11 protein-coding genes are annotated in these 11727 nt (G+C 54.9%); 2 read left to right on the top strand and 9 right to left on the bottom strand.

The window, feature by feature from the left end; all coding sequences use genetic code 11:
- Positions 1–91: 91 nt before the first annotated feature.
- A complete protein-coding gene (locus tag ACYZT0_RS09110; RefSeq protein ID WP_462045533.1) occupies positions 92–1369 on the bottom strand; it encodes a cystathionine gamma-synthase family protein in 1278 nt (425 codons plus the stop codon).
- A 1009-nt stretch (positions 1370–2378) separates the two neighbouring features.
- Here ACYZT0_RS09110 and arcA point away from each other — a divergent pair.
- Positions 2379–3629 (top strand): arginine deiminase, encoded by a 1251-nt coding sequence (gene arcA, locus ACYZT0_RS09105; RefSeq protein ID WP_462045532.1) that lies wholly within the window; start codon positions 2379–2381, stop codon positions 3627–3629.
- An 83-nt stretch (positions 3630–3712) separates the two neighbouring features.
- On the opposite strand, the gene cydB is transcribed toward arcA, so the two are convergent.
- Both cydB and ACYZT0_RS09095 read right to left on the bottom strand, forming a co-directional pair.
- Positions 3713–4714 (bottom strand): cytochrome d ubiquinol oxidase subunit II, encoded by a 1002-nt coding sequence (cydB, locus tag ACYZT0_RS09100; RefSeq protein WP_462045531.1) that lies wholly within the window; start codon positions 4712–4714, stop codon positions 3713–3715.
- A gap of 12 nt (positions 4715–4726) precedes the next feature.
- Positions 4727–6103 carry a cytochrome ubiquinol oxidase subunit I gene (locus ACYZT0_RS09095; protein ID WP_462045530.1) on the bottom strand — a complete coding sequence of 459 codons (1377 nt, stop codon included), beginning with the start codon at positions 6101–6103 and terminating at the stop codon, positions 4727–4729.
- 618 nt (positions 6104–6721) lie between these two features.
- Between ACYZT0_RS09095 and ACYZT0_RS09090 the strand changes: the two genes are divergently transcribed.
- The gene (locus ACYZT0_RS09090) at positions 6722–7858 is read left to right on the top strand and encodes an ATP-binding protein (RefSeq protein WP_462045529.1); all 1137 of its coding nucleotides are present in this window, start codon (positions 6722–6724) and stop codon (positions 7856–7858) included.
- A 147-nt stretch (positions 7859–8005) separates the two neighbouring features.
- Here ACYZT0_RS09090 and ACYZT0_RS09085 read toward each other — a convergent pair whose 3' ends face one another.
- The 6 genes from ACYZT0_RS09085 to ACYZT0_RS09060 form a co-directional block, all read right to left on the bottom strand.
- Entirely contained in the window at positions 8006–8224 is a 219-nt protein-coding gene (locus ACYZT0_RS09085; protein WP_462045528.1) for a DUF2188 domain-containing protein, read from the bottom strand.
- Positions 8225–8273: 49 nt separating this feature from the next.
- Complete coding sequence (locus ACYZT0_RS09080) at positions 8274–9398, bottom strand: carboxylate-amine ligase (protein WP_462045527.1); 1125 nt, start codon at positions 9396–9398, stop codon at positions 8274–8276.
- Positions 9399–9413: 15 nt separating this feature from the next.
- Positions 9414–9725, bottom strand: coding sequence for a hypothetical protein (locus ACYZT0_RS09075; protein ID WP_462045526.1), 312 nt, complete (start codon positions 9723–9725; stop codon positions 9414–9416).
- A gap of 195 nt (positions 9726–9920) precedes the next feature.
- On the bottom strand, positions 9921–10739 hold the full coding sequence (locus tag ACYZT0_RS09070; RefSeq protein ID WP_462045525.1) for a DUF3618 domain-containing protein: 819 nt from the start codon (positions 10737–10739) through the stop codon (positions 9921–9923).
- Positions 10736–11167: a phage holin family protein gene (locus ACYZT0_RS09065; protein ID WP_462045524.1), complete on the bottom strand. Its 432-nt coding sequence runs from the start codon at positions 11165–11167 to the stop codon at positions 10736–10738. The genes ACYZT0_RS09070 and ACYZT0_RS09065 overlap by 4 nt, the downstream gene beginning before the upstream one ends.
- A complete protein-coding gene (locus tag ACYZT0_RS09060; RefSeq protein ID WP_462045523.1) occupies positions 11167–11718 on the bottom strand; it encodes a hypothetical protein in 552 nt (183 codons plus the stop codon). Before ACYZT0_RS09060 ends, ACYZT0_RS09065 begins: the two co-directional genes overlap by 1 nt.
- Between the last annotated feature and the right edge of the window lie 9 nt (positions 11719–11727).

Raw genomic sequence — 11727 nt, 5'->3', positions numbered from 1 at the left:
AGTAAAAACAGGTCGCCACTAAGTTTTATTATTATTCCACTTCATGAACGCCTCACTAACGGCCTTGTCGTGAGGTACAAAGGTTAAAACTTCAGCTTGCTGTCTCGGTGCACGTTTTGTTGATTGAGGGCTGTGTGTTTGCCTGTGCCAGTCCATCCCGCGAACATCTGACAAAAGCGAACGCCTGCTTCAGATCGTCTAGCAGATCGTCCGTGTCTTCGATGCCGACAGAGACTCGCACCAGCCCTTCTGAGATGCCTAAAGCCAGTCGCTCCTCCAGAGTGTTCTCGACATGGCTGGTGGTCCGAGCCGGGCCGTAAATGGTTTCCACCGCGCCAAGATTGCCCGCGCAGTGTGCAAATCGCAGACGTGGCAAGAGCACCTTGACCGTGTCCATACCACCGACCACAACAAAACTGACAATGGCGCCAAAGCCGGACATTTGCGCGCACGCCACAGCGTGGTTCGGGTGGCTGGGCAAGCCCGGATAATTGACCGACTCCACCAACGGTTCGGCGCAGAGGAACTCCGCCAGAGCACGGGCACTACGTTGCTGCTGACGCACGCGCAACACCAGCGTTTTCATGCCGCGGATGATCATGTAGGCCGAGAACGGGTCGAGCGTCGCACCGTTGATTTCCCGATAATGACGAACCTTGGCCATCAAGGATTCATTGCCGCACACCAGGCCGCCGAGCACGTCACCATGACCGCTGAGAAACTTGGTCGCGCTGTGGATGACCACGTCCACACCTAATGCCAGCGGGTTTTGATTCAGCGGCGTGGCAAAGGTGTTGTCCGCCACCACCACGGCGCCGACGCGCTTGGCCGCAGCCACCAGACGCTCTATATCGAGTATTTTCAGGGTCGGGTTAGTCGGCGTTTCCAGATACACCAGCTGGCAGCCTTTGGCGATTTCACGTTCGATCTCAGCGTGATCGAACGTCTCGCACAAAGTCACCTCCACGCCCGTGCGCGGCAGGAACTCTTCGAAAATCTTGTTGGTGCCGCCGTAGCTGTCCTTAGTGGACACAACACGATTGCCATGGGCCAGGAAGGTGTAAAGCACACTGCTGATCGCCGCCATGCCGCTGCTGAAGGCCACGGCGGACTCGGCCATTTCCAACTCGCGAATTTTTGCTTCGAGGGTCTCGACCGTCGGGTTGCTCATGCGGCTGTAGATAAATCCCGGCGCCTTTCCCAAAGCAACGTCGTACCAGACGTCGATATCGTCGTAACCGTAAGCGGCGCTGACCACGATGGGTGTTTGAGTGGCGTTGTAGGGGTGCCTGACTTGCTCCCCGCCCCAGACCGCTCGGGTCCCCGCTCCCGCGTTATCAAGCCCTGCACTGTCAGGTTTATTGTTCATTGAGACTACTCGCACTGAGAGGGGTGAATGTTGAGTCATTCACCGGATCTGGCGGCCAATATATTAAAAAACAGCGCGCCCGAGAAACGATGTTATCGGTGCCAAAGGGCTGCTTTTTTTAATGGCTGTGTGCGACGTGAGGGTGGGGCGACTAACGCTTAACGGCTGCGTTGGTCCAGACGGGTACCCAAAGAATCCATCCTCTTAAGATCACCATTAAGCGCCACGTGAGAGGTCAAGACATGCGCCCTGCTTTCGGTTAACCGCTGGCAGCAATCGCACTGAGCGAGCGCAGTCGAGGATCCCAGATAGTCAAACACCAAACACTCCGCTACTCAGCCCCGGAACTGAAGTATTCGCGCCATGGGGCATTCATTAACCGTCTCCCACGACGGCGCGAATGAGCAGCTGTCGCAGCTAAGTCCGGAGCGCTCTTTGCCGCAGAAGGACGGATAGATATTGTCTGCTATCAGAACCACGAGATATTTACCTTGGAATGGAATGATCGGCCGTCGATTGACGAGGTCCCGGCCGCCCCCGGCTTTGGCACATTGCTGTGCGAAAGCTACAGTGCGGGGGCCTCTCACCTTCTAGGAGCCTTGGTCAGAATGTTCCGTAGCCCTTCCTTATTGTCTGGAACCTCTACGGTACCCGCCAATCAATCTTATATGAGGTGGGTATAGGACTGAGACGGTGATCTATGACGGCAATCGAGGATCTGATTGACTGGAATACTTACTGGCGAATCTCTAACGGTGTCGTGTCTTGCCGGACTTGCGAAGCACAACAACTCGAAACTGAACGAGGTGCAAGATTTGAACACTGTCCTGGCTGTGGGCACGCGAGACAAAGCCATAATCCGTGGGATGACTTGGATTCCATCTGTAAAAAATTGGGTGGCTTGCCATAAATAGTTTGAGTAAATCCGGTTCGCGCTAGCCGGCTAGCTTGTGCCGAATAGGTAACCCCCCCTTTCGGCGCGGTTGCCGATAATTTCAAGGATCCCGCCATGCCAAAGCTCAAACTCGGCGTTTACTCCGAAGCAGGCAAACTCCACAAGGTCATGGTTTGCTCACCCGGTCTAGCCCACCAACGGCTAACTCCTGGCAACTGCAACGAATTGCTGTTTGACGATGTGCTGTGGGTCGCCCAGGCCAAGCGCGATCATTTCGACTTTGTGACCAAAATGCGCGAACGCAATATCGACGTGCTGGAGATGCACAACCTGCTGACCGACATCGTCTGTATTCCCGAAGCCTTCGACTGGATTCTGCAGCGCAAAATCACCGCTAACTCAGTTGGCTTTGGCCTGGTCAATGAAGTGGAGTCTTGGTTGCGCGGCCTGGAGCCGCGCAAGATCGCTGAATTCCTGATTGGTGGCGTTTCCGCCGATGACCTGCGGGGCAGTTTCGGTCGCGGGACCATCGAGATGTTCCGCGATTTTCTCGGTCACTCCAGCTTCATTCTGCCGCCACTGCCCAACACCCCGTTCACCCGCGACACCACCTGCTGGATCTACGGAGGTGTGACGCTCAACCCGATGTACTGGCCGGCACGTCGCCAGGAAACCCAACTGGTCAGCGCCATCTACAAATTCCACCCCGAATTCACTGACGCCGACTTTCAGATCTGGTACGGCGACCCCGACCAGGAACACGGCAACGCCACGCTGGAGGGCGGCGATGTGATGCCAATCGGTAACGGTGTAGTGTTGATCGGCATGGGTGAACGCTCGTCCAGCCATGCCATCGGCCAACTGGCGTTGAACCTGTTCAAGCACAACGTCGTGGAGCGGGTGATCGTTGCCGGCCTGCCGAAATCCCGCGCGGCGATGCACCTGGACACCGTGTTCAGTTTCTGCGACCGCGATGTCGTGACGATCTTTCCGGAAGTGGTGAACCAAATCGTCGCGTTCTCCCTACGTCCGGACGAGAGCAAACCTGGTGGCATCGACATCTGTCGCGAAGAAACCAGTTTCCTCGACACCGTGGCCAAGGCGCTGGGCCTGAAAGCCTTGCGCGTCATAGAAACCGGAGGCAACAGTTTTGCCGCCGAACGCGAACAGTGGGATGACGGTAACAACGTAGTGGCCTTGGAGCCGGGCGTGGTGATCGGTTATGACCGCAACACTTACACCAACACGTTGTTGCGAAAGGCCGGCGTGGAAGTCATTACCATCAGCGCCGGCGAACTCGTTCGCGGACGTGGCGGTGGCCATTGCATGACCTGCCCGATCATTCGCGACCCTATCGATTATTAACTGGCCACCTAAGCCCGCACATTAAGGCACCCAGTTCACAGGACATTGACAACCCAACGATATTAGAAGTGCACGTCGGAAGATCAATCACTAGCGGGGTTAACCTTCCCGCTAAAGACCCTAAAGCCGTAGGTGTTGTAAATGAGAGTCACCGGTATCAAAACGGCGAAACCAACCAACATGAAAATCTGGCTGGTTGAACTGGAGGTAGCCGCTTGCAAGGTCAGTTGTGGCGGGACAATCAGCGGGAACAGCGCTGTGATCATCAATGCAAACGCCAAAACGAAGATTCCCAATGCAGCGAATAGTGGCAGATACTGATGACGACTTCGAAACCCCAGAGTAAAGCCAATCAGCAGCGCAATGGACAGCGTTGATGCTGGCAGCCAGACAAGCGGATCTGAAAGACGATTCGCATATCGAGCATCCAGTGTGGCTGTCCAAGCAACCAACACAACCAACAGTACAGCAGTGACGAAGCCCAGAAACCTCGCCTGCAAAAGAGATCGCCGATGTAGATCGTCTACCGTGCGCCAATACAACCAGCAGGCGCCCAGCCACGTGTAGCCCACGACGAGCACTGCGCCACAGTACAACGGGAACATCCCCAACCATTCCCAGCCATCGCCGTTGTATTGCCCGCCATGGTTTGGTACGCCTTGTACCAGCGTCCCCAACACGACCCCCTGACATCCGCCAGCGAAGACTGAGCCGACCAGCAGCAAGCCGTCAACCGAACGCTTGATGCCATCGCTGGGAGCGTGGTCACGAAACTCTAGCGCGACCGCACGAAGAATCAACGCCAAAAACATTAGTACAAACGGCAGGTACAGCGCCGGGAGCAGAATGGCGTAGGCCAGTGGAAACAATGCCAGCAAGCCGCCGCCACCGAGCACAAGCCAAGTTTCATTAGCATCCCATATCGGCAAGATGGTTACTGCCATGGCACGACGATGCTTACTAGAACGGGTAAGGCCCATTAGTACGCCTACGCCAAGATCAGTGCCGTCCAGTAGCACATAGTTCAACACTGAGAACCCTAAGGCTGCGGCGGACAGTAGTGTTAGCCAGTCAGTGTCCAACATGGATGTATACCCTCAGGATTTACCTGTCTCGTCAGCCAAAGTTGGTTGCGGCCCAGGCTCGCCCTCGTGAGGTGGCTCTTGCAACAGCCGCCGCAAAACCCATAGCCCAACGCCGAAGATCACTAGGTAAAACGACAAGATTGTCCACGTTGCTCCTACCACCTGCTCCCGAGACACCGAAGAAAGACTGTCAGCCGTGCGCAGTAATCCATAGACGGTGAATGGCTGGCGGCCAACCTCTGTTACTACCCAGCCACTGAGCATCGCAAGAAATCCTGCCGGCGCCATCAACATACACACTCGGAGCATCCAACGCGTTGCGTACAACCGCTGTCGCCATCGCAGTATCAAGCAGCTAATGCCCTGCCCCAGCATTAACAGGCCCAGACCGACCATGACGCGAAATGCAAAGAACACCGCAGGCACCGGCGGTATGTCCTCAGGCGGGAATTCGTCCAGCGCGGCGATAGTGCCATTCAGGTCATGTCGCAAGTACAGCGACGCTAGGCGCGGAATAGCCACTTCCCAATGGTTGCGCCGCTCGGTCATGTCAGGAATGGCAAACAAGCGTAATGGTTCGCCTGCACCTTCAGCCGGGCGAGTCCAGGAGCCTTCGATGGCGGCCACCTTCTGCGGCTGAACTTTAAGGCTGTGCTCACCATGAAGATCTCCCACGAGGATTTGTACTGGTGTAAGCACGACAATCGCCCAAAGCGCCATGGAGTATGTAAGGCGCGCTCGCGGATTCTCAGGTGCACGTAACAGCTGCCAGGCGCTGATACCGGCTACCAGCGTGCCGCTGCCGAGCAAAGCGGCCAATGTCATGTGAGCGAGCCGATAAGGGAAGGACGGATTGAAGATGATTGCCCACCAATTCTCGGCGATGAAGCGGCCATCTGTGCCAATGGAGTAACCGGCTGGCGTATGCATCCAGGAGTTGGCTGACAGGATCCAGAACGCACTGATCAGCGATCCAAGCGCCACCGCGCAGGTGGCGAAGAAATGAATCCGAGGGCCGACCTTCTTCAACCCGAAGAGCATGATGCCAAGAAAACCAGCCTCTAGAAAAAAGGCGGCAAGCACTTCGTAGAACATCAAGGGGCCGAGGATGTCTCCCGCCTGAGTCGAAAGCCGCGACCAATTGAGTCCGAACTGATACTCCAGAATCAGTCCCGAGGCGGTGCCCACCGCCACATTGAGGGCAAATACCTTTAACCAGTAACGATAAACGTCCAGGTAGACACTTCGCCCACGACATAGCCATAGCGCTTCGAGCACCATCAAAAAGTTGGCCAGACCGATGGTGAGTGCCGCCAGCACTATATGAAAGCTGATGGTGATCGCGAACTGGGCACGCGCCGCCATTAGCGCCGAATCAACCGCGTCCATGTTGGCCACTCACCTTTGGTCTGCGCAGGTCGGAATCAGCTATGAACAACAGCAAGTAATGGCTACGCGGATAGCTGAAGGTGGTGGCGGGAATAGGCATGGGACCTGTCCGATGCATTATTGTCGGTTGACTCGCGGCAGTGCCAATGATTCCAAAAGTGAAAAGTTCGAAGGCAACAACCCGTCGGGAACCCATTTATTGCCAGACGTGACGATGACAGGCAAGCAACGCCAACATGACCAGATCACCTCCGCCGATTCCAACCCATCCATACTTCCGAACCCTCACATTTAATGGTGCCGCAGATAGTTAGCGTTTCGGGTACCTGACAAGCGGTGTTGGGCGCCAGACCTATTGCCGATTCTCGTCATTCCGCTCGTCTGATTCTATCGGCCAAATTCGTCTGGCTGATCCTTTTTTCACCTGGTGAAATGCTGTGCATAGCTAGAGGCCAAAAAACCAGGTCATGACCATGGAGCGCATAACAAGATCTTCATTTAGGACATAACGTTCTCTTTTGGCGATTCTGCGATACAACCTATCCGTGCTCTACTGCACCTTTGCGGCTTCCCTTCTGTTTTTGCCTGGAATTCGCGTTCTTAACCTGGAATACCAGCATGCGGCTGTCAGACTTTATCACCAAGAACCTTGAGCCAATTCTGCAGGCTTGGGAAGATTTCGCACGTACGATTGACACACCTGGTGCGCCGCTGGATACCGAGGCTTTACGGGATCATGCCGAACAAATGCTTCATGCTATCGTGCTCGATTTACGTACAAAACAATCGGTGCAAGAGCAGATTGCAAAGGCGCAGGGCAATGCGCCGACGACTGAAACGGAGTCGCCTGCGGAAACCCATGCAGTTACGCGGCTAATGGCAGGTTTCACAATCGATCAAATGGTGTCGGAGTATCGCGCGCTCAGGACAAGTGTGCTCAGTCAGTGGATGAAGCAAATCCAGGCTGGCACTCCATTGGATGTGGATGATATGACCCGATTTCATGAAGCCATCGACCAGGCACTAGCAGAATCCATCGCGAGCTACTCGCGCGCAGTTGAGGCATCACGCAACGTTTTTCTCGGCATTTTGGGACATGATTTGCGAACCCCGTTGGGCGCTATTTTGCTCGGCGCTGACGTGTTGAGGCGCTCGGAGGGACTAGGCGTAAGGGCGACCAAAATATCCTCTCAAATTTACACCAGCGTTAAGCGCGCTAGTCAGATTGTCGGTGACCTGTTGGACCTCACACGTTGTCAGATGGGCCCAGGAATTCCCGTCAAAAAAGAAGGCTTGGATCTGTTGCCCTTGTGCGAGCGCATCGTAGATGAGATCCGGACGTTTCATCCCAGCACGGCTATTCTCTTCGAGAAGAAAGCGTCGGCTGGCGGAGAATTTGATGGGGCGCGAATGGAGCAGGTGTTCTCCAATATCATTAGCAATGCGGTGCAGCACGGTGATAACCAGCACCCTATAGAGGTGGCGCTGGTCGTTTCAGAGGAGAGCGTTGTTTTCTCCGTTCATAATGCCGGTGAGCCGATACCGGACGACGTTTTACCCTTCATTTTTAATCCAATGGGCCGATTTTCCCAGCACTCGTTTGTCGACCATGGGCCTAGTGAAGGATTAGGCTTGGGCCTATTCATCGCTTCAGAGATCGTTGCATCGCACGGCGGTGTTATTGAGGTGATATCGAACCAAGGACATGGCACTACCTTCCTTGTCAGAGTACCCAAGCTTCATCTCAATGGATGACCATCCTTTGATTACACCCGTTCCATGGCCCGAACCTATAAACGCGTTACCCCACGACCTTCCCCTCATCCTGCAGACCGCTGGGACAAGCGGCACACCAGAGATCGGTCTGATAAGCCCAGGCAAAAGGATAATCCACGACCGCATTCAACGAACGCAGATGTCAAAATCAGCCTTCAGATTTCCGTGGGTCGGCGGCTCGCGGAAATGCTCCTCCTGAACAGTGCCGTCCTCCTTATAAATCTTGAACGACGCTGTCTTGCCCTTTAGAAACTCGCTAGCTATCGCAGTGATTTCCGCCTTGGTTGGCGCTGTCTTCGACGCTCTCTGCGCCCCTTCCTTGACCAGTGCCCAGAGCTGACCCATTCGGAAAAATCCATTGATCGACGAGGGCTTGACCAGCTGTGAAGTGAACTCAGGTGTCCGCTGTTTCCATTAGAAGCTGATCGACTACTTGTGAGAGTGCTTCATTGACACTCCGTCCACTGCCCACAGCTTCTTGGTATACATTTCGTTGCCGTTCTGCACTGGTGCCTTCACGGATAATTCGCCGAAGCTCGGAAAAAACGTTCTCTACAGCAAGTGCTCGAGCTGTTTCTCCCAAGATCTGCTCTGCCATGAACAGCCATTGTTCAATCGTAAATGCCCGGTCGTAACCCTCAATGAGGAACGCTGCGTCGATTCCTGATCGTTTAGCTCTCCATCGATTTTCCATCAGTATCCATCTGGATTTCTGAGAGTAGGCCGATCCTGGACGCGGTTGATCGATAGCGTAGGCGATCATTAATCGGAAAAAAGAGGCTATACACAAAGCGTCCTCTAAACGCGGACATGCGTCCGTCATTCGCAATTCCAGCGTCGGGTACCTAGCAGAGGGCCGCACTCCCCACCAGCAATCGCTAGGCGTTTTCATCGAGCCGATTGAAATCAAAAATGCGATGTAGGCGTCATAGGCGAGATGATCCTCAAAAAGCTCTGGTACGCCCATCCGAGGCCATTCATCACAGGCTGTCTGGCGATAGCTTGCAAAACCGCTGTCGCCACCATCCCAAAAGGGTGAGGAGCTGCTTAAGGCCAGTAGCAAAGGTATCCACGGAAGCACCTCGTTCATTACCTGAATTCGATCCAAGTGATTCGGAATCTCCACATGCACGTGCAAACCCGATAGCAGACTGCGCCGAGCTACGCGTTGGTAATCTGTGAACAGCTGCTGAAAATGACTCTGGTCTGTGGCGTGTTGCACACGCCAGTCCGCCAAGGGATGACTGCCGGCACAAAGCAAACCTAATTCAAAAGACTGGAGAGAATGCTGCAAAGTGCCACGCGCATGAGCGAGATAATCCGCTGCTTGCGGAAGACTCGTGAAAATAGGCGAAGATACTTCGATCTGTGCCTGGAACATCTCGTACGCAAAGCTTTGCCCCAATTCAGCTTTGCACTTGTCACTCACCACGCAGGATAGATTCCCAGGCATCTGTCGGGTGACCAGGTCGGTTATGAAATACTCTTCTTCTATACCGAACTTCAGCTGGTCGTTCATTGCTCCTCCCTGTCCCTAAACGATGTTCAAATCAGTCGACATAGCCGACGTTTCACTCATCACCTTACGTGGATCAACCGAGTGGTAGTCCTCTCCCGCGACCGCACGCAAATAAGCCTGGTCCGCCTCAACTCGTAAGTCTCTCCACTCCTCCCAATCAACAATACCTTGACGATCCATCTCGTCCGCCTGTCGAAGCAGCTCCTCATGATAGGTATCTGGACAGTCCATACGCAGAGAGCAGTTCTCGAGCGCGCGATGCCACGAATCCAGAGCAAAAAGTCTTCGTGCTTGTGCTGGCGTCAACAGATTTTTAAAAGAGTTCATGACTGCATGAATCCTGAATGTATTGCTGAATGGATCTGCAACTTTCGCCATGGGTTCATGAGGGCCGACCAAAGGTGTTTAATCTGTGTTGGCAAAGCTTGATATCGTCCATTCGCCGCAAAAATGCTGACGACTCGTTTGACCGGTGAACAGCGGGAGGCCAGTATTGAACCTCCCGCCTTTCATACAACCCTTTTATGACGTGCCCAATCCTCGATTGGGATCAGCGGACATATCTGATGTTGTGCGGGTCTCCCCTTCCGGCTTCACGTCCAAGTGATCAGTCGTTTTGGTCACCGTATCGCGCACCGCTTCAAATCCCTCCCGTGCCTGCTGTTTTACCTTGTCGGCCAGGCCCGCGCTGGTCTTGCCCAAGTAGCGTTGCTCGGTGGCTGTCGAAGGCAAGGCTGCCCCCAACATCGCCCCTAACGCGATCCCCGCAGCGGCGACCATCAGTGGCTGTTCCTTAAGTAAATGGCTGAATTGATTACTCATCACTTGGGTACTACGCACCAAGCGGTCGCTGGCGTCATGAACGGCATGGCTGATGTTTTCGGTGGCAGCCCCCAGGTTGTCACCCAGGTTCGCCGCTTTGCCTTTGACGGTCTGGTAGCCCTCCTTAAGCGTATCGGCGGTCTGGTGCAAATGATCACGTGCACTGTCGATGCCATCAGCAAGGCCATCGGCCCACTCACCAACCCTGTTCTGATCGGGGCCGACTTGATAACCGGGGCGTGGGGTCGGCGGACGATTCTGACTCATCATCAGCCACAACAACCCGACCGACGTCAGTACAGCGGGAACGGGGTTATTACGAACGCTGGTGCCCAGGTTGGTCAGGAACGTCGAGCCATTGCTCTGCATGAAGGACAACGCCTGATCGAACACCTGTCCTGGCGTAAATTTGCTTTCCAATGCATCAACGATGTTGCCGATACTCGCCCGCTGCGCGTCGATTTCACGCTCGATGGCTTCAGGGCTTTTCTGCGACTCGGTTTCGAATTCACTATTCATGAGACTTTCCTCCGCAGCGCTTCCTGGTCTTTGTTCAAGGCATCCAGCGTGCGATCAGGCTTGAAGTGGGACGGATCTAATTGTTTTTTCCCTGACTGCAACATGGCGAACCCAACAATCATCACCACGACACCGACAATCAGCGCTGCCAGCCAAGGCGCCATGATGATGCTCAGGCCGTAGACGGCGGACATCAACAAGATGATGAACCCCGCCAGCAGCACAATCGCACCACCCGCGACACCAGCAATGCCGGCCTTAAGCGTCGTGAGGCTGGCCTGAAGCTCAGCTTTGGCCAAAGCGAGCTCTTTGGTAAACAGCGCAGGTACTTCGCGGGATAGCTGCCGTATCAGCCCGACAACCGAAGCGTCGGGATCAGGCACGGGCACTGGCCTTGAGCCCGGAAAATCTGAATCTTCTCTGTTCATCACAGTGCTCCTTTGAAGGTGGTTGACCCAGGTGTCGAGTTCGTTGCGAAGTCCGAAGGATGGTCTTGCTCATTCGGCGAGGCTGGCGTGATGCCAGTGGCCAGGCCCGGGCCTTGATCGCCGCGTGACGGAACTGAAGTTTCATAGGGTCTTTGCGCGCCGAAACCGCCTGCTGGAGGCATTGAGTTGCCTGCTGCCGGGTCGCTGGTATCAGTGAATGTCGCCGCAGGCGAGCTACCGGCCTTGAGAAAACGCGACAGGCCAAAGCCCAATGCAATACTGCCGGCGATGAACAACGCCGGGTTGTTACGAGCAAGATCAGCCCCGTCATGAAGCAATTGTTCGGCACTCTTTCCACGAAGACTGCCGGCTAAGCCGCTCATGGACTCCGCCATGTCCGCGAGGTAGTCGGACATGCCGAGCGTGTCCTTGCTTTCAAGTTCAGATACGACTGATTTCGCTCCTTTGGCCAATGCCTCAATCTGGTCTGCTGCCGTATCTCGATATTGGCCAAACTGCGCGTCAGCTTGCTGCCTTGCGCCGCCAAGCACCTCAGTCTG

The sequence above is a fragment of the Pseudomonas sp. ZS1P83 genome, from assembly GCF_054897825.1.
Note: the sequence above shows the minus strand (reverse complement) of the source record. Positions and strands in the feature narration are given on the sequence as shown.